This is a genomic window from Curvibacter sp. AEP1-3 (assembly GCF_002163715.1).
Taxonomy (GTDB): Bacteria; Pseudomonadota; Gammaproteobacteria; order Burkholderiales; family Burkholderiaceae_C; genus Allorhodoferax.
Window position 1 is genome coordinate 2,153,764 of record NZ_CP015698.1, and the last position, 20,485, is coordinate 2,174,248.

At 57.5% G+C, this 20,485-nt stretch carries 22 protein-coding genes; 19 read left to right on the top strand and 3 right to left on the bottom strand.

The genetic code is table 11. The annotated features are described in order from the left end of the window. Positions 1 to 97 precede the first annotated feature (97 nt). From motA to AEP_RS09955, 9 genes are all read left to right on the top strand, one after another. Positions 98 to 955, top strand: a complete 858-nt coding sequence (gene motA, locus AEP_RS09915) for a flagellar motor stator protein MotA (RefSeq protein WP_087495225.1) — start codon at positions 98 to 100, stop codon at positions 953 to 955. 18 nt (positions 956 to 973) lie between these two features. Continuing rightward, complete coding sequence (gene motB, locus AEP_RS09920; protein WP_087495226.1) at positions 974 to 1,915, top strand: flagellar motor protein MotB; 942 nt, start codon at positions 974 to 976, stop codon at positions 1,913 to 1,915. Positions 1,916 to 1,974: 59 nt separating this feature from the next. Beyond that, a complete protein-coding gene (gene cheY / locus AEP_RS09925) occupies positions 1,975 to 2,364 on the top strand; it encodes a chemotaxis response regulator CheY (protein ID WP_087495227.1) in 390 nt (129 codons plus the stop codon). Between the two features lie 2 nt (positions 2,365 to 2,366). Then, a complete protein-coding gene (locus AEP_RS09930) occupies positions 2,367 to 3,005 on the top strand; it encodes a protein phosphatase CheZ (protein WP_087495228.1) in 639 nt (212 codons plus the stop codon). Positions 3,006 to 3,099: 94 nt separating this feature from the next. Then, positions 3,100 to 4,254 carry an EscU/YscU/HrcU family type III secretion system export apparatus switch protein gene (locus AEP_RS09935; protein WP_087495229.1) on the top strand — a complete coding sequence of 385 codons (1,155 nt, stop codon included), beginning with the start codon at positions 3,100 to 3,102 and terminating at the stop codon, positions 4,252 to 4,254. After that, positions 4,251 to 6,332 carry a flagellar biosynthesis protein FlhA gene (gene flhA, locus AEP_RS09940; RefSeq protein WP_087495230.1) on the top strand — a complete coding sequence of 694 codons (2,082 nt, stop codon included), beginning with the start codon at positions 4,251 to 4,253 and terminating at the stop codon, positions 6,330 to 6,332. The genes AEP_RS09935 and flhA overlap by 4 nt, the downstream gene beginning before the upstream one ends. Continuing rightward, a complete protein-coding gene (gene flhF / locus AEP_RS09945) occupies positions 6,329 to 7,795 on the top strand; it encodes a flagellar biosynthesis protein FlhF (RefSeq protein ID WP_087495231.1) in 1,467 nt (488 codons plus the stop codon). Before flhA ends, flhF begins: the two co-directional genes overlap by 4 nt. 28 nt (positions 7,796 to 7,823) lie before the next feature. Further along, the gene (locus AEP_RS09950; protein WP_157673122.1) at positions 7,824 to 8,579 is read left to right on the top strand and encodes a hypothetical protein; all 756 of its coding nucleotides are present in this window, start codon (positions 7,824 to 7,826) and stop codon (positions 8,577 to 8,579) included. Then, positions 8,579 to 9,295 (top strand): RNA polymerase sigma factor FliA, encoded by a 717-nt coding sequence (locus AEP_RS09955; protein WP_087495233.1) that lies wholly within the window; start codon positions 8,579 to 8,581, stop codon positions 9,293 to 9,295. Before AEP_RS09950 ends, AEP_RS09955 begins: the two co-directional genes overlap by 1 nt. Before the next feature lie 64 nt (positions 9,296 to 9,359). Here AEP_RS09955 and AEP_RS09960 read toward each other — a convergent pair whose 3' ends face one another. The 3 genes from AEP_RS09960 to flgA all read right to left on the bottom strand — a co-directional run bounded on the left by AEP_RS09960 (position 9,360) and on the right by flgA (position 10,942). Continuing rightward, complete coding sequence (locus AEP_RS09960; protein ID WP_087495234.1) at positions 9,360 to 9,737, bottom strand: hypothetical protein; 378 nt, start codon at positions 9,735 to 9,737, stop codon at positions 9,360 to 9,362. A gap of 43 nt (positions 9,738 to 9,780) precedes the next feature. After that, on the bottom strand, positions 9,781 to 10,110 hold the full coding sequence (gene flgM / locus AEP_RS09965; RefSeq protein WP_087495235.1) for a flagellar biosynthesis anti-sigma factor FlgM: 330 nt from the start codon (positions 10,108 to 10,110) through the stop codon (positions 9,781 to 9,783). Positions 10,111 to 10,204: 94 nt separating this feature from the next. Next, positions 10,205 to 10,942, bottom strand: a complete 738-nt coding sequence (gene flgA, locus AEP_RS09970; RefSeq protein ID WP_087495236.1) for a flagellar basal body P-ring formation chaperone FlgA — start codon at positions 10,940 to 10,942, stop codon at positions 10,205 to 10,207. A 174-nt stretch (positions 10,943 to 11,116) separates the two neighbouring features. Between flgA and flgB the strand changes: the two genes are divergently transcribed. The 10 genes from flgB to flgK all read left to right on the top strand — a co-directional run bounded on the left by flgB (position 11,117) and on the right by flgK (position 20,481). Further along, positions 11,117 to 11,557, top strand: coding sequence for a flagellar basal body rod protein FlgB (gene flgB / locus AEP_RS09975; protein WP_087495237.1), 441 nt, complete (start codon positions 11,117 to 11,119; stop codon positions 11,555 to 11,557). Positions 11,558 to 11,583: 26 nt separating this feature from the next. Next, complete coding sequence (gene flgC / locus AEP_RS09980) at positions 11,584 to 11,988, top strand: flagellar basal body rod protein FlgC (protein ID WP_087495238.1); 405 nt, start codon at positions 11,584 to 11,586, stop codon at positions 11,986 to 11,988. Positions 11,989 to 12,005: 17 nt separating this feature from the next. Then, positions 12,006 to 12,647 carry a flagellar hook assembly protein FlgD gene (locus AEP_RS09985; RefSeq protein ID WP_087495239.1) on the top strand — a complete coding sequence of 214 codons (642 nt, stop codon included), beginning with the start codon at positions 12,006 to 12,008 and terminating at the stop codon, positions 12,645 to 12,647. Between the two features lie 27 nt (positions 12,648 to 12,674). Continuing rightward, positions 12,675 to 14,072, top strand: coding sequence for a flagellar hook protein FlgE (gene flgE, locus AEP_RS09990; RefSeq protein ID WP_087495240.1), 1,398 nt, complete (start codon positions 12,675 to 12,677; stop codon positions 14,070 to 14,072). A 25-nt stretch (positions 14,073 to 14,097) separates the two neighbouring features. After that, a complete protein-coding gene (locus AEP_RS09995; RefSeq protein ID WP_087495241.1) occupies positions 14,098 to 14,838 on the top strand; it encodes a flagellar basal body rod protein FlgF in 741 nt (246 codons plus the stop codon). Between the two features lie 5 nt (positions 14,839 to 14,843). After that, positions 14,844 to 15,626 (top strand): flagellar basal-body rod protein FlgG, encoded by a 783-nt coding sequence (flgG, locus tag AEP_RS10000; RefSeq protein WP_087495242.1) that lies wholly within the window; start codon positions 14,844 to 14,846, stop codon positions 15,624 to 15,626. A gap of 9 nt (positions 15,627 to 15,635) precedes the next feature. Then, on the top strand, positions 15,636 to 16,325 hold the full coding sequence (locus AEP_RS10005; protein ID WP_087495243.1) for a flagellar basal body L-ring protein FlgH: 690 nt from the start codon (positions 15,636 to 15,638) through the stop codon (positions 16,323 to 16,325). A gap of 66 nt (positions 16,326 to 16,391) precedes the next feature. Beyond that, positions 16,392 to 17,537, top strand: coding sequence for a flagellar basal body P-ring protein FlgI (locus tag AEP_RS10010; protein WP_087495244.1), 1,146 nt, complete (start codon positions 16,392 to 16,394; stop codon positions 17,535 to 17,537). A 1-nt stretch (position 17,538) separates the two neighbouring features. Continuing rightward, positions 17,539 to 18,492 (top strand): flagellar assembly peptidoglycan hydrolase FlgJ, encoded by a 954-nt coding sequence (flgJ, locus tag AEP_RS10015; RefSeq protein ID WP_087495245.1) that lies wholly within the window; start codon positions 17,539 to 17,541, stop codon positions 18,490 to 18,492. An 18-nt stretch (positions 18,493 to 18,510) separates the two neighbouring features. Continuing rightward, complete coding sequence (gene flgK / locus AEP_RS10020; RefSeq protein WP_087495246.1) at positions 18,511 to 20,481, top strand: flagellar hook-associated protein FlgK; 1,971 nt, start codon at positions 18,511 to 18,513, stop codon at positions 20,479 to 20,481. The last annotated feature ends 4 nt before the right edge of the window (positions 20,482 to 20,485 follow it).

A 20,485-nucleotide genomic window follows, 5' to 3' on the forward strand; every position in this document is an offset into this window, starting at 1 on the left:
CAAGCTGGCTTCGTGGTTGGACGATATGATAGGCAAGGGCCAAAAAGCCCCGTTGTTCAACCCTTGAAGCCTCCGGCTTCCCTGTCACAATGAAGCTATGTTCGTAATCATCGGTTGGCTTGTTTGCCTTGGCTGCGTTTTCGGCGTGTTCATTATTCACGGCGGAAACATCAGTGTGATTTTGCACGCACTCCCTTGGGAAATGCTCACCATCGGTGGCGCCACCGTGGGGGCGTTCCTGGCGAATAACCAGATGAAGGTCATCAAGAAGACCGTCGCCGGACTAGGTGCCTGCTTCAAAGGCAGCAAATACACCAAGGCCCGCTACATGGAACTCTTGGCGCTGCTGTTTGACATTCTCCAGAAGGCTCGCAAAGAAGGCCTGATGGCGATTGAAAAGGACGTGGAAGAGCCGGAGCAGTCGGAAATCTTCAAGAAATATCCCACTGTGGGCTCAGACCATCACGTCATTGAGTTCATTACCGACTATCTGCGCATGATGGTCTCGGGCAACTTGAATGCCCATGAGATCGAATCCATCATGGACAGCGAGATCGAAACCCACCACCACGAAGAACACGCTGCGGTTGCTGCAATCCAGCGGATTGCAGGCGGCTTGCCCGCGTTTGGTATCGTGGCGGCGGTGTTGGGTGTGGTGAACACCATGGGCTCGGTGGGTCAACCGCCAGCTGTGCTGGGCGGCATGATCGGCTCTGCGCTGGTGGGTACCTTCCTGGGAATTTTGCTGGCGTATGCGTTTGCCGAACCCTTGGCCGGCTTGCTGGAGCAAAAAGTCGAAGAGGGAAGCAAAGAATTCCAATGTATCAAGACCACTTTGCTGGCCAGCATGCAGGGCTACAACCCATCCACTGCCATTGAATTCGGCCGCAAGGTGCTGTATTCCACGGAGCGCCCCACCTTCGGTGAGTTGGAGGCGCATGTCAAAAAGAAATAACGGCAGGGGTGCCTGAGCATGGCCGGAGACGCCAAGAAACTCCAGCCGATCATCATCAAGCGGGTCAAGAAGGGCGGCCACGCTGCGCACGGTGGCGCCTGGAAGATTGCGTATGCCGACTTCGTGACCGCCATGATGGCCTTCTTTTTGCTCATGTGGCTGCTGGGTAGCACCACCGAAGGCGACAAAAAAGGCATTTCAGACTATTTTCAATCCCCTCTGAAGGTCGCATTGCAAGGTGGCGCAGGTGCAGGTGCCAGCAACAGTGTGATCACCGGTGGGGGTAATGACCTGACGCAATCGGCAGGCCAATCCAAACGGGGCGAGGGCACGGAAAAGTCCGCCAAAAAGAACGCGGGTGAGCAGCGGAAGATTGAGCGCGCCAAAAAGGATGCCCAAACCCTGGCAGCACTGGCTGCGAAGATCGCGAGCACCATCTCCAACAATCCCAAAATGGCCGAATTCAGCTCACAGATCAAGCTGGAGATCACACCGGACGGCCTCCAGATCCAGATTGTGGATGACCAACGCCGGCCGATGTTTGACATTGGCAGCTCCAGCGTCAAACCCTATATGCGTGACATCCTCAAAGAGATCGGGGTCACGCTTGCAGACGTAGACAACAAAATCAGCCTGGACGGCCACACCGACCAGACCCCCTATGGCAACGCAGCGCGCGGTTATAGCAATTGGGAACTCTCGGCGGACCGGGCCAATGCCAGCCGCCGTGAACTGATCGCGGCCGGAATGCCCGAAAATAAATTAGCACGGGTCGTGGGCATGGCGTCCAGTTTGTTGGCGGACCCTCAAAATCCCTTGAGCCCAGCAAATCGCCGCATTAGTATTCTGGTTATGACCAAAGAGGCCGAAGAAAGGCTGCTGGGTGGCGCAGTGGTTCCGCTGGAGGCGGAGACTGAGAATGAGCCACCAGCAACAGGAAATACAAAAGCCAGTCCGTGAAATCTCTAAAATTCAGTCATACTCGTTAAAATTGAAAACCGTACGGCCAAAGGTTACCTATGTCTAAAGAATTGCGCTTTCTCATCGTCGATGACTTCTCCACCATGCGACGGATCGTGCGAAACCTCCTGAAAGAAAGCGGCTATTCGGACGCGGATGAAGCGGAAGACGGTGTTGCGGCGCTGCAAAAGCTGCGCAACAGCACCTTCGATTTCGTGGTGAGCGACATCAACATGCCCAATATGAACGGGTTCCAGTTGCTGGCAGAAATCAAGAAAGACGAAAAGCTCAAACACATTCCCGTGTTGATGGTGACCGCTGAGGCCCGCAAGGAAGACATCGTGCTGGCTGCCCAGCAAGGCGCGTCCGGTTATATCGTCAAACCGTTCACCAAGGCCACGCTGGAAGATAAGGTCAATCACATCCTCACCAAGATGGGACTGAAGTAACCATGTCCGCCGACACCACGCCCGCCGCACCTGCGCTCAGTACCGTCGAGGTCCACCAGCAGCTGGGGGCATTGACGCGCCAACTGCACGACTCCCTGAATGGCCTGGGCTTGGCAGACAAAGTGAAGGATTGGGCGGGCGAACTCCCCGATGCAAAAAGCCGCCTTTCTTATATTGCGCGCTTGACCGGCCAGGCTGCCGAGAAGGTGTTGAACCAGGTCGACCAGGCCAAAGAGCAACACGACTTCATCGCCTCGGAAACCCGTCGCATTGGTGAACTGATTGTCAAAGACCCGGTCGCAGCGGTTGCCAAGGGACACGTGATGAACTTCATCACCGATGTGGACCAAGCCAGCAAGAAGGTGGATGCACACCTGACTGAAATCATGATGGCGCAAGACTTTCATGACTTGACCGGCCAAGTGATTGCCAAAGTGGTGAACTTGGCAGCCACCATTGAAGAGCAATTGGTTTTGCTCCTGATTCAAACCGCCCCACCGGAGGCTGCAGCCAAAGCCGCAGCAACTCCAGCGGAGTATGTTCCTGCACTGGCAGGACCTGTCGTGGATGGTCAGACCAATCAGGAAGTGGTGACAGACCAGTCCCAGGTGGACGATTTGCTGGCAAGTCTCGGCTTCTAAACAGCCTGAATGAAGGGGCGGAAAGCCCCTCTTTTCACCCTTTAGTTTCAGAGGGTGCTCGCGACAATGGTGAGAACGAAAGAGTCTCACCACCATGGAACAAGGCAGCCAAGATCGCAATTTACCGGCCTCCGAACGGAAGCTAAAGAAGGCACGCGACGATGGCCAAGTCAGTCGCTCGCAGGACCTGTCGCACCTCGCGGTTTTGGGTGCTGGTGCCGTCGCCGTTCTCTCCCTCTCCCCTATCCTGTTCGAGCAACTCAAGCTCAGCATGGTGCAGCAACTCAGCTTTGACGCGGAAACCGTGCGACGCACGGGAACCATGGTTCAACGCCTGGGTGATGCCAGCACCATCGGTACTGCCGGCTGCGTGGCCTTTGCTGCCATTGTGATGACGGCGGCCATCCTGGCTGCAGTCGCATCAGGTGGTTGGGTCAGCAGCCTCAAGCCTTTGATGCCGGACTTTTCCAGGCTGAACCCGCTCTCCGGCTTCGCAAATCTTTTTTCCAAAAAGAAACTGCTGGACACGGCAAAGATGGCGCTGATGACTGCCATTCTGTTTGTAATTGCAGGCCTCTTCCTGAAGTCCGGTATGCAGGAAATGGCAGCGATGTTGCTGCAACCGTCACCCGCTGCGATCAGCCACCTCACCCAGTGGATGACCGGCGGACTGGGACTGATGCTGCTCGTGATTCTTCTGGCGGCCATGGTCGACGTGCCGCTCCAACTGTTCCTGCACAAGGATCAGATGAAGATGTCTCATCAGGAAGTAAAAGAAGAAGGCAAAGAGTCCGACGGTAACCCTCAGCTCAAGGGGAAGATCCGCCAAAAGCAACGCGAGATGGCCCAAAAAAGCAGTGTGGGGGCAGTTCCCAAAGCGGACTTCGTGGTGATGAACCCCACCCACTTTGCGGTTGCCATCCGCTACGACGAAGCCAGCATGCGTGCGCCGCGCGTCGTCTCTAAAGGTGCCGATTTGCTGGCCATGAAGATCCGTGATGTCGCCAAGCAGCACTCGATTCCGGTCTTGCAGTCCCCCATGCTGGCACGCGCGTTGTATGCCAACGCAGAACTGGATCAGGACATTCCTTCCACGCTGTACACCGCAGTTGCCCAGGTGCTGGCTTATGTGTACCGCTTGCGCGCCGCCATGCGCGGCGAAGGTGTGATGCCCACGGAAGTTCCGCAACCCTTTGTTCCGCCTGAACTGGATCCCTTGTCCAAGACCTTGAAGGCAGCCACCGTATGAACGCCCAACTGAAATCATTCCAACAGTGGTACGCCAGCAATGCCGGCGTGATGCAAGGAGCGGCAGCCCCCATGCTGGTTGTGGCCATTCTGGCCATGATGGTTCTGCCCCTGCCTCCGCTGTTGCTGGACATGTTCTTCACCATCAACATCGCCGTGGCGCTGATGGTGATGATGGTGGCCGCCTACATGATCCGGCCACTGGACTTTGCCGCCTTCCCATCGGTGCTTTTGTTGACGACCTTGATGCGCCTCTCGCTCAACGTGGCATCCACGCGGGTGGTTTTGCTGGAAGGCCACACCGGCCCTGGCGCAGCGGGTGCAGTGATTGAAGCGTTCGGCCACTTCCTGATCGGCGGCAACTTCGCTGTCGGTCTGATTGTGTTTGCCATCCTGGTGGTGATCAACTTTGTCGTCGTCACCAAGGGCTCCGAACGCATTGCCGAAGTATCTGCCCGCTTTACCCTGGATGCGATGCCGGGCAAACAGATGGCTGTGGATGCAGACCTGAATGCGGGCCTGATCGATGAAAAGGAAGCCAAACGCCGCCGCGCTGAAATCGGCGAAGAGGCGGAATTCTTCGGCTCCATGGACGGCGCCTCCAAATTTGTTCGTGGCGATGCGATCGCGGGCATCCTGATCCTGTTAATCAATATCTTCGGTGGATTCGCCATCGGTATCTTGCAGCACGACCTGAGCGCATCCCAAGCCGCCAACTCCTACATCCTGCTGGCCGTAGGTGACGCATTGGTAGCGCAGATTCCGGGTTTGCTGATCTCGGTGGCTGCCGCCATGGTGGTCTCCCGCGTCGGCAAAGACAAGGACATCGGCAAGCAGATCGTCGGACAGATGTTTGTGTCACCCAAAGTCTTGGGTATTACCGCGGTGATCATGTTGATCCTCGGCTTGATCCCCAACATGCCGCACTTCGTGTTCCTGAGTATCGGTGCCGTCTTGGCATACGGGGCATGGGCTCTGGCCAATCGCCCCATCCCCACGGAGGCTGACATTGCACCTGCAGCGCCTACCGGCGACGGCGATGCCACCTGGGATGACTTGCAACCCGTGGATCAGCTGGGACTTGAGCTTGGTTACCGCCTGATTGCACTGGTAGACAAAACCCGCCAGGGCGACTTGCTGAACCGCATCAAGGGCGTACGCCGCAAATTTGCACAAGAGGTGGGATTCCTCCCCCCCTCGGTCCATGTACGTGACAACCTCGAGCTCAAGCCCAGTGCTTACCGCATTACCTTGCGCGGTGTCATCGTCGGCGAGGGCGAGGCTTTTCCGGGCATGTACCTCGCAATCAACCCTGGCGGCATCACCACGCCGCTCATTGGGACCGCCACCACCGACCCTGCCTTCGGACTGCCCGCACACTGGATCGACGAACGCCAAAAGGAAGCCGCGCAAATGGCCGGATTTACGGTGGTTGATTCCGAGACTGTCATGGCAACCCATTTGTCACACTTGATGCAAGTCCAGGCCTCCAAGCTTTTGAGCCGGACAGAAACGCAACAACTCGTGGAACACGTGGCAAAACTTGCTCCCAAATTGATAGAAGAGGTCGTCCCCAAAATGGTCTCCATCGCAGTCTTCCAGAAGGTTCTGCAACTGCTGCTGGACGAGTCGGTGCATATCCGCGACATCCGCACCATCATCGAATCCATTGCAGAACACGCGCCCTCCACCAGCGACCCCGTCGAGCTCGCCAAACGGGTCCGCGTGGCACTGTCTCCAGCGATCGTGCAGCAGATTTACGGCCCAACCCGGGAGCTCAATGTCATTGCTATCGACCCGGGTCTGGAGCGCTTGCTGGTGCAAGCCTTGGGCAGCGCCTCCGGCTCCGCACTGGACCCCGGTGTTGCCGACATGCTCAGCCGCAATGCTGCTGAGACAGCCATGAAACAAGAAGAGGTGGGCGTACCCGCTTGCTTGCTGGTTCCGGACCAAATCCGCGGCGCGATCTCCCGACTGGTTCGCCGCGTCGCACCCCGCTTGCAGGTCCTTGCTCACAGTGAAATCCCTGAAACCCACACGATCCGTATCGGTCCGATCTTGAGAGGCGCCACATCATGAACGTCCAACGCTTTACCGCAGCCACTTCCCGCGAAGCACTTGCCAAAGCACGACAAGCCTTCGGAGAGGGAACCCTGATTCTTTCCAACCGCCCTACCGCAAACGGTGTGGAAGTCGTTGCAACGGCCGAAGATAGCCTTGCAACCCTGGAGTCCGCTGTCAGCGCAGCAGGTTCCCGCTCCGGCAACACGCCACAGCGCCAACCCCAGCCTCAACCCAGCTACCGCGAAGTCGCCAGTAAAGTGGAAGAGGACGCAGAGCAACTCGCAATGAGCACGCTCTCTTTCCAGGACTATGTCCGGGAACGCATGTTGCGCCGTCGTGCAGAAGCAGCTCAAGTGCAAGCGCCTGCTCCCGCAGCCCTACCGGCACCCGTGCATGTCGCCGTAGAACAGATTCAAGCCGAGCGCCCTCGTCCTACATTGACGCAACGTATTGCCATGGATATCGAGGCGCAACCCAAGCGCCAGCCAGCACAGCGCAAAGTACAAGCTGCGCCGCAAGCACCTGCGGTCAACAAGATCGTGATGGACGAATTGCACGCGATGAAGGAGCTGATTGAAGACCGCTTCAACACCCTCACCTGGTTGGGCCAGGCCAAGCAAAACCCGATTCAGTCCAACATGATGTTGAAGATGATCCGGGCCGGCTACTCACCCACCCTGTCTCGCGCCATTCTGGAACGTCTGCCGGAAGAAATGGATGCGTCTGAATCTGTACGTTGGGTCATGGATGTCCTGGAGCGGAACCTGCGCACGGACGCAGACTTGCCGCCCCTTCATGAAGAGGGCGGTGTGTTTGCGCTCATCGGCGCGACCGGGGTAGGCAAGACCACCACCGCCGCCAAACTCGCCGGTCTCTGCGCCCGCACCTACGGACCCGGAAGCGTAGGCCTGATCACTCTGGATACCTACCGAATCGGGGCCCACGAACAGTTGCGCGCCTACGGAAAGATGCTGGGTGTGGTGGCGCATCTGGCACACGACAAAGCAGCACTCCAAGATTTGCTGGGGCTGCTGTCCAATAAAAAGATGGTGTTGATTGACACCACCGGCATTGCTCCACGTGACCCGCGCAAACGCGAACTCCTGGAGTTGCTGGATCTGCCGGAAATCAAGCGCCTGCTGGTGTTGAATGCCGGTGGACATGGCGACACCTTGGATGAAGCCGTCGGCTGCTTCAAGGGTGCGAGTACCCAACAAGTCATTCTGTCCAAAACGGATGAAGCTGTGAAACTGGGTCCGGCCATTGACGCTTGCATCCGCCACCAGTTGCTGCTGCGCGGAACCACCACGGGACAGCGAGTGCCTGAAGATTGGGAACCCGCTGTAGCCGCCAAGTTGGTGCGCAGCTCTATGCGCAGCACAGGTGTCTCGGCCTATGACCCGAAGACCAGCGACCTCGGCTTCTTCTTCAGCCAACCAGCCAACACCACAGCACACAAGGGGCGCATGGATGCATGACAGACCACCGAACCAGGCCGCAGGCTTGATGGACTTTGCGGTTCCCCAAACCCCGAAACTCATGGCGATGGTGAGCCATGGCGATGAGCAAGCAGAACTACCCCTCCTGCTGCGCGTTTGCGCTGCATTGGTAGGGTTCGGTTACACCGTCACTGTTCTGGACGGTTCGGTTTTGGAAACTCCGGAAAACCCAGGGCTTGAACAATTGCTGAATTTCACTTTTTCAGCCCCTACCCATGACGATGCGCCAGGCTGGAGCATTCTTCCTGCCGGGATTGGACTGCAAAGTCTGTCCGCAGCCCATCGCCACGGTGGGCCCGGCATCGCGGACTGTGGCACTTTCTTCGTCCACGAAAGCATTGTGATCGTGTACGCCAACGCCCATAGCTTGACGCCCCTTCTGAAGGGGAGTCAGGTCAGGCCCTTGTTGGCCATGTCCGGCGCCAAAACCTCGTTGCTGACCACTTATCTGGCCCTCAAGCGGCTGTTGCTGAAAGCAAAGGTTGAGCCTACCATCGTGAATATGGTGGATACAACCCGTCCGGAAAAATCAAACACCTCATCGCCGACCAGCCTCAGCGATTGTGCGAAGTATTTTCTGAATTACGAAGTCAACCCGCTGCACATACCAGCGCCCATTGGCGATGAGCGCCCCTCTGCCAGCATCGAGAGGCTCTCATTAGGTTTGCTGGAAAATGCCATGCCGCTCGAAGCCGGCTGGGCCTATGCCCCTCAACGCAACAGACAATCTTTCAGCACCGCAATGCCCGCAGGGAGACACTGATGTACACCGCCAAAGGGCAACTTGACCGCTCTGCACTGATCAAACAGTACCAACCTTTGGTGCGCCGGCTGGCGCATCACATGATGGCAAAGCTGCCCCCGAGCGTGGAAGTAGACGATCTGATCCAAGTCGGGTTGATCGGTTTATCCGATGCTCTCTCCCGCTATGAAGCCTCCCAGGGCGTGCAATTTGAAACCTTTGCCACTCAGCGGATTCGTGGGGCCATGCTCGATGAGTTGCGCGAGAACGACTGGATGTCCCGCGGTTCTCGCAAAAGCCAGAAGGAAATCGAAACTGCATTGCGCAAGCTGGAGCACAAACTCGGGCGCAGCCCAGCAGAGTCCGAAATCGCGACCGAGCTGGGCATGTCACTGTCTGACTACCAATCTCTGCTGGGGAAGGTGCGGGGAACTCAGCTGGTTTACCTGGAGGACATGGCACGCCGCAACGAGGACGATGACACGTATTTGGACCGTCATGTAGCCGACCAGGATGCGGACCCGCTCAACATGTTGCGCGACCAGCGCTTGCGTCAATCACTCGTGGATGCCATCAAGTGTTTGCCTGAGCGCGAGCAATACATCATGAGCATGTACTACGAACAGGACATGAACCTCAAAGAAATTGCAGCCGTCCTGGATGTGACCGAGTCACGTGTCTGTCAACTTCACAGCCAATCGATTGCTCGGCTGCGCGCCAAAATGCGATCTCACTGAATGCAAGCCGACAATGAATAAGGGCCCGCGAGGGCCCTTATTCATTGTCGGCAAAGGAAGAAGATCACGCCGCGAATGTAGGTAGCCGCCCTGATGCCTTCGGGCCCGAACCGTAAGTCCCGCTACTTGCGTAGGTAGGCTCCACAGTTGCAGGTACCACCAGGTTCAATGCCTGCTCTACCAACATGGCTCGACGCAAGAGATTGGCCCTTACGACCTGCAACCCTTCCGCCAATGCCTTTACACGTTGGGTCACGACGCCATTGGCCAGCCCCTGTCGCTGCCATTGTTGCCAAACTTCAGACAAATTCACTGAAAGTTGTTGCACCTGTTCTGACAATGAAGGCAAAACTTCGATGTCACCTGCGGCCACAGCAACCGCCAATTGATTGAAATGCGCTTCCAGCGCGTCGAAATACGAATCAGGCGTTGTGTGGTTCATGACTGGGCCTTTGCATCAAATGGGATGCGCAGGCCCGGACCGGTTATCGCGTTGTGCGGTCCAGCATTTCCTGCGCGTTGGAAAGTAATTTGTCCGCAATCGCTTCGGCGTTGACGGTGTAAGTTCCGTCCTGAATTGCGGCTTTCACGGAGGCGACTTTCGCCGTATCCACGTCGGCATCGTTGCGCTCCGGCTTTTCGAGGGCTCGCGCCGCGGTGGACACCGTGACAGCCACTCCGGCTGAACGTGTGCTCTGTGCCGCATTGGTGTTCGCGTTGGCCGCCGCATTGCTGTTCTGTGCCGCTTTTTGGGCGGCACCGGACACCGTAGACGTTACGGAAGCGGGAATATCTGAAGGTTGACCAATTTTCATCGCGTTCTCCAAAACTACGGTAAGCGTAGCCTCGTACGAGAGTTATCGGTCCAATCATGGCGAACTTTAGGGTTTTTTGCATAAAAAACCGCCATTAAAGGTCTATTTTTACTGTTCGCATATCCAGTACCGTGCCCGAAGCGACCCTGCCGTTGTCCATCCGCACGCGCGCTTGCTGTCCGATGACACCCGCAGATAGCGCTTGCGCCTCGCTCGATATCTGAAATCCGGGCCCCTGTGCCACGATCTTGACCGAAGCTCCCGCCTGGAAGACCTGTGCCGGCCGAACCATGCCTTGGCGCATGGCTTGACCGGTTGTGAGCGTGCGACTGGCTGTCTGCCCCAACCACGCCGCCTTGTCGGCGAGAACAGGACTCTGCTCCTCGGCCCAGTCGACTTCGCCACGCGTGACATCCGACTCGGAAATATTGGCTCCCGAATTGACCTGATTCCTGACAACCCACGCTTCGCCCATAGCCCTGACCGTTACTGGCAAGGTCACATTCCAGCGGCTGATCCCGTCTACACAGCGCATGCCGATGCGGCTGCGCCCCCACAAGCGGGAACCTGGCGGCACATAGGCTTCGATGTTCCCGCATGCTGCCAGTTTGACCCGGCTGTCCAACGCGCCTACGGTCACCTCCATCCGGAGGTTGGAGCCTTCGGCACGCTGAGCTTTCAACACCGCATCTTTGGCCCAGCTTTGGGCCATGGCCTGTAGCACCGTTCCCGTTTGTTCTTGGGCATTGGCTGTCGTCGACAGAAATAGTCCGGCAATCAGCATCGCGCGAGTCAGCGGGCGTTGAACGGAAGTACAAAAGAATGAAGGCATGAATGGCTCCTGGGGAGGCCTTCACTATAGGAACGCACGGGCTCCAAGAAGCCCGCAAATGCGCAGTTTTCGACGCCTTATTCCAAGGCTCAAAAATTAAAGCTTTTCCCATAATTGCCTCACGTCGCCAGCCTTGGCCCCTGCCGGGAGCGATTGACAACTGTCGAGGTGCCCATGTTTTCCAATCTAACCAACGCTTTGGACTTCCAATCGAAGGGATTGGTGCTGCGCGCTGAGCGGCAGCGGGTCATTGCCAGCAACATCGCCAACGCCGATACCCCCGGTTATTCCGGGCGCGACTTTGACTTCAAAAAAGCCATGGCAGAAGCGACCTCGGGCCCGACGATTGCTTTGGCCCCTCCTTCCAGTGGCACTCCGGCAGACGGAACCACCAATAACCGCCACATACCTTTAACTCCCATCGAAGGCTCCTCCATCGGCGACAACAACAAGCTGGGCTACACCATTCAGACCCAACCCGCCATGGATGGCAACAGTGTGGATCTGGATCGCGAGCGGGCCAACTTCGTGGACAACTCGGTCCGCTATGAAGCAACGCTTCGTTTTATTAACGGCTCGTCCCGAACAATCTTGAGCGCTATTCAAGGTCAGTAAGCGCGAAAAAGCACCGGAGACACACCATGTCCATGTTTTCCATCTTTAACGTCAGCGGCAGCGCAGTGAGCGCACAGTCACAGCGCTTGAACGTTGTCGCCAGTAACTTGGCTAACGCCGATGCGGTAGCCGGACCGGACGGCCAAGGCTACAAGAGCCGCCAGGTGGTGTTCGAGACAGTACCCATGGGGTCAGAGGCTTCCTCGGGCGTCAAAGTCAGCTCCATCAAGGAGAGCAACGAGCCACTGCGAAAGGTGCACAACCCCTTGCACCCCTCTGCGGATGCAGATGGCTACGTTACCCAATCCAACGTCAACCCGGTCGAGGAGATGGTCAACATGATCTCTGCATCGCGGTCTTACCAGAACAACGTGGAAGTCATGAACACCGCCAAGAGTCTGCTGCTCAAAACGCTGCAGATGGGTCAATAAGCGCAAGGAAAAATGACATGACTACCGCCATCAGCAGCAGCACAGCCACTACTGCAACGTCCAATACGGGCGCTGTCAGCGCGCAAGAGCAGACCGACCGGTTCATGAAACTTCTGGTTGCGCAGCTCAACAACCAGGATCCGATGAACCCCATGGACAACGCCCAAATGACCAGCCAGATCGCCCAGATCAACACGGTCTCCGGCATCCAGGAGTTGAACGCAACCATGAAAAGTATGGCGGAGCAATTCACTTCCATGCAAGTGCTGCAAGGCGCCAGCATGGTCGGTCATGGTGTTCTGGTGGAGTCGGGCACGCTGTCTATCGATGGTGGCGTCGCCAAAGGTGCCGTCAATCTCAACAGCAAAGCCGACAAGGTCACGATTGATATCAAGACCGCTGGCGGACAGTTGCTGGACACCGTCGACTTGGGCGCGCTTCCTGCCGGCCAAAGCAGCTTCAAGTGGGACGCCTCCAAATACAACGGGCTGACTAACGTCAACTTCAAAGTCACGGCAACCCAAGGGGGACAGGCGGTCAAGACTACCAGTCTGGCGCAGGACACGGTCACTGCAGTCGGTACCGACAACGGCGCTATGTCCCTCCAGCTCAAGGGCCGCAGTGCTGTGGCCTACAGCGCAGTGAAATCCATTCTCTGATCGAACACCACTTACGAGGAAACCACCATGAGCTTTCAAACAGGACTCTCTGGCCTGAACTCTTCCAGCAAAAATTTGGATGTGATCGGCAACAACATCGCCAATGCAAACACTGTCGGCATGAAGGCTTCGCGGACCGAGTTTGCTGCGCTCATCGCCACACAACTGGGGCCAGCAGGAGGAAACCTGACACCGGGAATCGGTGTCTCGGTAGGCACCGTAGCGCAACAATTCACCCAAGGCAATATCAGCATCACAGGCAACAACCTGGACGTAGCCATTAACGGGAATGGCTTCTTTCAGGTGACCATGCCTGATCAATCCAGGGCATACACCCGGGATGGCCAATTCAAACTAGATGACGTTGGAAATCTCATTACCAACGGTGGCGCAAATGTGATGGGATACCCCACCGACTTGCTAGGCAACCGCACCAGCATCACGCCGGAAAAGATGGTGATACCAACCAATGCCCCCATTCCGGCCGAAGCGACAACGAGCATCGCAGCGGAGTTCAACCTGGATTCACGCACCAAGCCTGCCACCCAGAGCACCCCCCCAACCCCGATTTCCACCTATGGCACGACTCTGACCGCATTTGACTCCCAAGGCAATGAAGTGCCAGTCAGCTTGTATTTCGTAAAAACAGGTCCGGACACCACAGCGAATCCTGCAATCACAGTGGATACATGGGACGTGTTCGATTCCACCAATGTGACAGCAGGCACTACAGCGCTCAATGCCAATGCCGCCATCTATGCAACACACAAATTAAATGCTGCATGGAACACAGCCAATCCAGGACCTGACCAGAAAGCGACTTTCGCTGCTGCAGGTACGGGTGCTTTTGCGGCAGATCCGCAGTTGGCTCTGGGAGCAACAGGCGCTCTGTTTCAGCTGAACTATGACGTCAACGGAAAGCTAACTGCGCCATTGGCAACCCAAAACCTGACTCTCACTTCTCCTAACACTGCGATCGGGACTTTCACAGCGGCTCTGGACATATCAAAAACCACTCAATACGGAACCTCATTCGCTGTGTCCAACCTGACCCAAGATGGTTACACGGCAGGCGACCTCACAGGGATCACTATTGATGACAGTGGTGTGATCACCACCCGCTATTCAAATGGCCAGACTCAGGCCCGTGGCCAATTGCTGGTAGCTGACTTCCGCAATGTGCAAGGCCTGACCCAAATTGCCGGCGGTAACTGGATTGAGACATCTGCTTCTGGACAACCTGTACTGGGTAGTCCTGGGGAAGGAAAGTTTGGCAAAACTCGTTCAGGCGCCTTGGAAGACTCCAACGTCGACCTCACCGGCGAGTTGGTCAACATGATGACCGCCCAGCGGAACTACCAAGCCAACGCCCAGACCATCAAGACCCAAGACCAGATCATGTCGACGTTGGTCAACCTTCGTTAAGCCGTAACTCCGGAGCTGACCCACCATGGACCGCCTGATATACACCGCGATGACCGGCGCCAACGCGGCTGCGAGCCGCCAGTCGGTCCTGGCCAACAACCTGGCCAATGTCTCGACAAACGGCTTTCGTGCCCAACTGGCCACCTATCGCGCAGTACCCCTGCGTGGCGAAGGGGCCACCACGCGAGTCTTTGCTCTCGAGGCTACCGCTGGTCACCTCAACACGCCGGGTCCCGCCATGCGCACAGACCGAAGTTTGGACGTCATGGCCAAGGGCGATGCTTGGTTAACCGTGCAAGGGCTGGATGGCACGGAAGCCTACACCCGCAACGGCCACATTGAAGTCGCCACGGACGGAACCCTGACCACCGGAAACGGCTTGCAAGTACTGTCCAGCGATGGATCTCCTATCACCTCGCCGGCCGGAGCCGAGCTCACTGTTCAGCCCGACGGCAACGTCAGTGCCAAGGTAGGCAACCAGCCTGCCAATGTCATCGGTAGGCTGAAGCTGGTGGTACCTACTGCAGAAGACCCGCTCAAACGTGGTGGCGATGGATTGTTCCGAACGCTCTCCGGCGATCCACTCAATTCTGAAGACACAGCACGGGTCCAGGCCGGCATGCTCGAAGGCTCCAACGTGAACGCCATTGAGGCCATGGTCGGCATGATCCAAACCGCAAGACAGTTTGAAGCCCAGACACGGCTGATGCAAACCGCCGAATCCAATGACCGCGCCGCCGGCCAGCTCCTCAACCTGCAAGGATAAACACCATGATTAACTCGCTCTGGATCTCCAAAACGGGCATGGAAGCCCAGCAAATGCAGTTGGATGTGATCTCCAACAACCTGGCCAACGTGTCGACAAACGGCTTCAAAAAATCGCACGCAGTGTTTGAGGATTTGATGTATCAAAACCTGCGGCAAGTCGGCTCCAACACCTCCGAGCAGTCCACATTACCTACAGGCCTCCAATTGGGCTTGGGTGTGCGCACCGTGGCTACGAGCCGGTCGTTCTCGCAGGGCAACTTGCAACAGTCCAGCAACAATCTGGATGTAGCGATTCAGGGCAATGGATTCTTCCAGGTCACCATGCCTGACGGGACCACCGGTTACACCCGGGACGGCGCCTTCCAGATCGACAACGCAGGTCGCTTGGTCACCTCCAACGGATTGCCCATCCTGAACGGCATCAATATTCCTGCCAACGCCACCAGTGTGGCGATTGCCCAGGACGGTGCAGTCACGGCCATGGTTCCCGGCAACGTCGCGCCCCAACCTATTGGCACCATCACACTGGCCAGCTTCATCAACCCGGCTGGCTTGGAGCCCAAGGGCCAGAACATTTATGCAGAAAGCACAGCTTCCGGTCAACCCAATGCGGGTACTGCCGGTGCGAACGGCCTGGGCACCTTGGCCCAAGGCTTTGTGGAAACCTCCAACGTCAACGTGGTGCAAGAGCTGGTCACGATGATTCAGACGCAGCGCGCCTATGAGATGAACTCCAAAGCCATTCAGACCTCGGACCAGATGCTGCAAAAGCTCGGCCAGCTGTAAGGAGCTGCCATGTCGCACCCCACCCTCACCCGCATCGCCGCCGCTGCAGCCCTCGTGCTGCTGGCAGCAGGTTGCCAGCAAATGCCGCAAAAAGTTACGGTCGACTTTGTCGAGCCTCGTGTACCTGCAGCGCCCATCGCATCGGTGGTGTCCAAACCCGCCAACGGCAGCATCTACCAGACAGCGGCATTCCGGCCAGCGTTTGAAGACCGTCGCGCCCGCCTGGTGGGTGATGCGGTGACCATCCAGATTGTGGAAAACGTCACTGCCAGCCAGAAGTCCACGTCCACCGTCAACCGGAACACGTCCATCGACTCTGCCATCACCGCCCTGCCCGATCAGACTCTGGCGGGTCTGGGCAAACTCAATATCGGTGCAGCCACCAACAACAACTTCTCGGGCAAAGGCGGCACCGAGAGCGCCAACACCTTCTCGGGCTCCATTACCGCCACCGTCATGGAAACCCTGCCCAACGGCCACCTGGTGGTCGCCGGGGAAAAACAGATCGGTGTGAACCAGAACGTGGATGTGCTGCGCTTCTCAGGCACCATTGACCCGCGCATGCTGCAGCCCGGCAGCATCATCAGTTCCACGCAGGTGGCCAATGTTCGCGTCGAGTCACGAGGACGTGGCGCCCAGGGCGAAGCCCAAACAGTTGGCTGGTTATCACGGTTCTTTTTGAGTTTTCAGCCCTTCTAAAGAAATCCAGAATAGTGCCGAGGGGTAACAGATCCAGTCGGATCGCCCCTTTAACCGACTCGGCACATGACACACTGGAAACTGCTTACAAACACCCTCCGCCTGCAGCGTTGGGGCAGCTTGTGCGTGGCGCTCAGCATGGCCTTTGCGCCAGTAGCCCACAGCGCAACCCGCATCAAAGAAGTGGCTGCCATTGAAGGCGTTCGCAGCAACCAACTGACAGGCTTTGGTCTGGTGATCGGGCTGGACGGCACAGGCGACCAGACCACCCAGATGCCCTACACCACCCAGGGCCTCAAAAACTATATGGAGCAGCTGGGCCTCACGCTCACCCCCGCTTCCTTGACGCAGCTGCAGATGAAAAACGTGGCAGCGGTTCTGGTGACGGCGCAGCTCCCCGCATTTGCACGGCCCGGCCAAATGCTGGACATCAACGTATCGTCACTCGGCAATGCCAAGTCCCTCAAGGGCGGAACCCTGATTGCCACGCCCCTCAAGGGCGCGGATGGCGAGGTCTACGCCATGGCCCAAGGTAACTTGATCGTGGCGGGCGCTGGAGCCTCCGCCGGCGGCAGCAAAGTGCAAGTGAATCACCTGAGTGCCGGGCGCATCCCCGACGGTGCCCAAGTAGAACGATCCGTCCCCACCAGCCTGCAGGATGGCCCCACCATCAACCTGAGCCTGAACGCCTCGGACTTTCAAACCGCGCGCAAAGTTGCCCAAGCCGTGAACAACCGCTTCGGCTCAGGTGTTGCCCAGGCGTTGGATGGCCGCACCGTCCAGGTCAAAGCCCCCACCAACCCGAATGAACGTGTGAGCTTCATTGCCGACATGGAAGAGCTGCCAGTCGACAGCTCTGTTGCAGCCGCCAAAATCATCATCAACTCACGCACCGGCTCCATTGTGATGAACCAGGCCGTGACTCTCGGTGCTTGCGCCATTGCGCACGGCAATTTGTCGGTCAGCGTGTCCTCCAGCCCCGTCATCAGCCAACCTAACCCTCTCTCGGGCGGTCAGACGGTTGTGGGCGAAAAAGCCAACATCGAAATCAAACAGGAAGCTGGCAAGCTCATCCAGCTTCCCCAGGCGGCACAACTTACCGATGTAGTGAGGGCACTGAACTCTCTCGGTGCCACGCCTCAGGACTTGTTGGCGATCTTGCAAGCCATCAAATCTGCAGGCGCACTGAATGCGGAGTTGGAGGTGATCTGACATGGGCTACGGTTCACTCAACGGCGTCTCGATGGCGCCCAGCATGCAAGACTTGGCCGCAGATGCTCGCTCCCTGGGCGCGCTGAAAGCGGGAGCGGACAAGGCGACGCCGGAAACCATCCGCGAAACAGCCAAGCAATTTGAATCATTGTTCATGCGCGAACTCATCAAGAGCATGCGCGAAGCCACCATGAAATCCGGCATGCTGGACAACCCCGGCAGCGACCTGGGGACCGACTTGTTGGATCAACAGTTTTCCGTCGCCATGTCGGGCCAGCCCGGCGGCCTCTCTGACCTGATTTCCCAGCAACTGGCGCGCCAGATGGGTGTGGAAATGCCTGGCAACGGCGCCAATAGCGACAATACCTCAGTAGCCGTCAAAGCGCCGGACAGTCTGACCAGCAAGACCGGCGCAGACAAGCTGACCGCCTCGGATGCAGCACTCACGCCCGTCAAAACCAAGAAAGCTCCGACTGCTACTCAGGCGGAGTTCGTGGCCAAACATTCCGAGACTGCCAACAAGATTGAAAAGGCCACCGGCATTCCTGCCAGTTTCATGCTGGGCCAGGCCGGGCATGAAACCGGTTGGGGACGACACCAGATCAGGAACAAAGACGGCAGCAACTCGTTCAACTTGTTCGGTATCAAAGCTGGCGCCAGCTGGACCGGCAAAGTCGCCGAGATCACCACCACCGAATACGTGAACGGTGTGGCGCAAAAGAAAGTCGCCAAGTTCCGTGCCTACGCCTCCTTCGAAGATTCCTTCAAGGATTACGCACGCCTGATCTCTGACAGCCCGCGCTACTCCAAGGCCAAAGAGCAAACCAAGTCCGTCACCGCATATGCCAGCGGCCTCCAAAAAGCCGGCTATGCCACCGACCCAGAGTACGCAGCCAAGCTGAGCCGCGCCATCAACACCACCTTGCAGCTGCGCCGTGCGCAGGTGCAGGTGTAACTACAGAAGCGACGGACCATGAGCATTCTCAACATCGGCACCCGCGCCCTGCAGGCCAACCAGATTGCCCTGCAAACCGCAGGCAACAACATTGCCAACGTCAATACACCCGGCTACTCCCGCCAGAACGTCGTCCTCAAGGCGGTGGAAGGCCAGTTTTCCGGTGGTGGTTATGTCGGCAAAGGCGTCGAGGTCCAGACAATTCAACGCAGCTTTAGCGCATTTTTGACACGCCAAGCCACGCTGGCCAGTTCCACGCAAAGCGCAGATGTGGTGCGCTCCAACAACCTGAAGCAACTGCAGGATATTTTTTCCGGCGGCAGCGACGGCTTGGGCGCATCCATCAGTGACATGATGAATGCATTCTCCGATGTGGCGAGCTCTCCCTCCGACCTGACTGCCCGTACCGTGGCGCTCACCCGCGTCGATGAAACAGCGGGGCGCTTCCGTGCTGCGGCTCAAGCCTTGGACGACCTCCGCCCCAGCGTGACGCAAGAGCTCAACCAGATCGCAGACAAGATCAACAATCTTGCCACCGGCATTGCCAGCGTTAACGACTCCATCGCCAAGGCACGAGGCAATGGCCAGCCACCCAACGATATGTTGGATCGGCGAGACCAGCTGATTCGCGAGCTGAACCAGTATGTGCAGACGACCTCCATTCCCGCTACAGACGGCACTGTCGGCATATTCATCGCCGGAAGCCAACCACTGGTTCTGGGAACCAATGTGTCTCCGGTATCCATCATCAATGATGACTTTGGCGACCCCCAGTTGAGCAAGTTGGCCATCGAGCGTGATGGCAAACTGGTGCCCTTGGATGACCAGGCGCTGGGAGGTGGTGAGGTGGCAGGGTTGATCCGCTTTCAGAACAGTGATCTGGTCGAAGGGCGCAACCTGTTAGGACGCCTCACATTGGCGATCACCACAGCCATGAACGAGCAACATGCCCTGGGGCTGGACTTGGATGGCAACCCCGGCAGCAATTTGTTCTCGCAAATCGACATCAACACCACTGCGAACATACGGGTCCCGCAGGCTCCTGCCATTGTGAATACAGGAACCGCATCGCTGTCCCTGGGCATTTCCGATGTCACCAAGTTTGCTGCTTCCGATTACGAATTGACGTACACCTCCAGCACCTCCGGCACGATTGTCCGCAAGTCTGATGGCCAGGTCACCAGCTTTCCCCAGTCCCCCGCTCCGGCAGCCCCCGCACTCGCCGTCGTCGACGGTCTGGTGTTTAACCAAAATGCAGGCACCGCAAACCTGGGCGACCGCTACCTTTTCAAGCCCTACGCCACGTCAGTCAGCAACATCTCCCGTGTATTTTCAACACCGCGCCAACTGGCAGTGGCCAGTCCGGTCGCGGGAGCGATGGGAACTACCAACAAGGGCAGCTTGCAACAGGTATCCCTGACCGCGTTGAGCAATAACCAATCTGCCACGCCCCATGCAGCGGTCAAACTCACATTCACCAGTGCGACCACCTATACCCGCAGTGATGAGTTGCCTACAGCAAACACCACCACCTATACGTTTGACCCCAATACGCCGATCACCGCAGTGGACCCGTTGGCTGACTGGAGTCTCAAGCTGACCGGCACTCCACAGGCCGGCGACACGTTCACAGTTGTCGATGTCAAAGATCCGGCGTACAAACTGGACATCAAGCTCAACAGCGGAAACGCGACGGCCCTCATGAAGTTGCGCGACAAACCCATGTTCGACGGCGCAGTGCTGACCGATGGCTATGCCAGCGCCATCTCTCAAATCGGCATACGCACCCAAAGTGCGGGTTATGCCGCTGAGGTATCCAGCTCCATTGCTGCCAACCTTGAAAAAGATCGCACTGCGGTTTCGGGGGTCAACCTAGATGAGGAAGCCGCCAAACTGATTCAGTTTCAGCAGGCCTACCAAGCTTCTGCCAAGATGATCCAGATTGCGCAAAACATCTTCGACACCCTGATTCAGGGTCTGGGCCGCTAAGGCC

Bases quoted from the DNA above. Each gene is read 5' to 3' on its own strand.
- flgB (WP_087495237.1), top strand. From the start codon at position 11,117: ATGTTTTCCAATCTAACCAACGCTTTGGACTTCCAATCGAAGGGATTG.
- AEP_RS09960 (WP_087495234.1), bottom strand. From the start codon at position 9,737: ATGAACCACACAACGCCTGATTCGTATTTCGACGCGCTGGAAGCGCAT.
- AEP_RS09950 (WP_157673122.1), top strand. From the start codon at position 7,824: ATGGACTTTGCGGTTCCCCAAACCCCGAAACTCATGGCGATGGTGAGC.
- flgE (WP_087495240.1), top strand. From the start codon at position 12,675: ATGAGCTTTCAAACAGGACTCTCTGGCCTGAACTCTTCCAGCAAAAAT.
- flgJ (WP_087495245.1), top strand. From the start codon at position 17,539: ATGGGCTACGGTTCACTCAACGGCGTCTCGATGGCGCCCAGCATGCAA.
- flhA (WP_087495230.1), top strand. From the start codon at position 4,251: ATGAACGCCCAACTGAAATCATTCCAACAGTGGTACGCCAGCAATGCC.
- AEP_RS09935 (WP_087495229.1), top strand. From the start codon at position 3,100: ATGGAACAAGGCAGCCAAGATCGCAATTTACCGGCCTCCGAACGGAAG.
- flgA (WP_087495236.1), bottom strand. From the start codon at position 10,942: ATGCCTTCATTCTTTTGTACTTCCGTTCAACGCCCGCTGACTCGCGCG.
- cheY (WP_087495227.1), top strand. From the start codon at position 1,975: ATGTCTAAAGAATTGCGCTTTCTCATCGTCGATGACTTCTCCACCATG.
- AEP_RS10010 (WP_087495244.1), top strand. From the start codon at position 16,392: ATGACACACTGGAAACTGCTTACAAACACCCTCCGCCTGCAGCGTTGG.
- flgM (WP_087495235.1), bottom strand. From the start codon at position 10,110: ATGAAAATTGGTCAACCTTCAGATATTCCCGCTTCCGTAACGTCTACG.
- flgC (WP_087495238.1), top strand. From the start codon at position 11,584: ATGTCCATGTTTTCCATCTTTAACGTCAGCGGCAGCGCAGTGAGCGCA.
- flhF (WP_087495231.1), top strand. From the start codon at position 6,329: ATGAACGTCCAACGCTTTACCGCAGCCACTTCCCGCGAAGCACTTGCC.
- flgK (WP_087495246.1), top strand. From the start codon at position 18,511: ATGAGCATTCTCAACATCGGCACCCGCGCCCTGCAGGCCAACCAGATT.
- flgG (WP_087495242.1), top strand. From the start codon at position 14,844: ATGATTAACTCGCTCTGGATCTCCAAAACGGGCATGGAAGCCCAGCAA.
- AEP_RS09930 (WP_087495228.1), top strand. From the start codon at position 2,367: ATGTCCGCCGACACCACGCCCGCCGCACCTGCGCTCAGTACCGTCGAG.
- motA (WP_087495225.1), top strand. From the start codon at position 98: ATGTTCGTAATCATCGGTTGGCTTGTTTGCCTTGGCTGCGTTTTCGGC.
- AEP_RS10005 (WP_087495243.1), top strand. From the start codon at position 15,636: ATGTCGCACCCCACCCTCACCCGCATCGCCGCCGCTGCAGCCCTCGTG.
- AEP_RS09985 (WP_087495239.1), top strand. From the start codon at position 12,006: ATGACTACCGCCATCAGCAGCAGCACAGCCACTACTGCAACGTCCAAT.
- AEP_RS09995 (WP_087495241.1), top strand. From the start codon at position 14,098: ATGGACCGCCTGATATACACCGCGATGACCGGCGCCAACGCGGCTGCG.
- motB (WP_087495226.1), top strand. From the start codon at position 974: ATGGCCGGAGACGCCAAGAAACTCCAGCCGATCATCATCAAGCGGGTC.
- AEP_RS09955 (WP_087495233.1), top strand. From the start codon at position 8,579: ATGTACACCGCCAAAGGGCAACTTGACCGCTCTGCACTGATCAAACAG.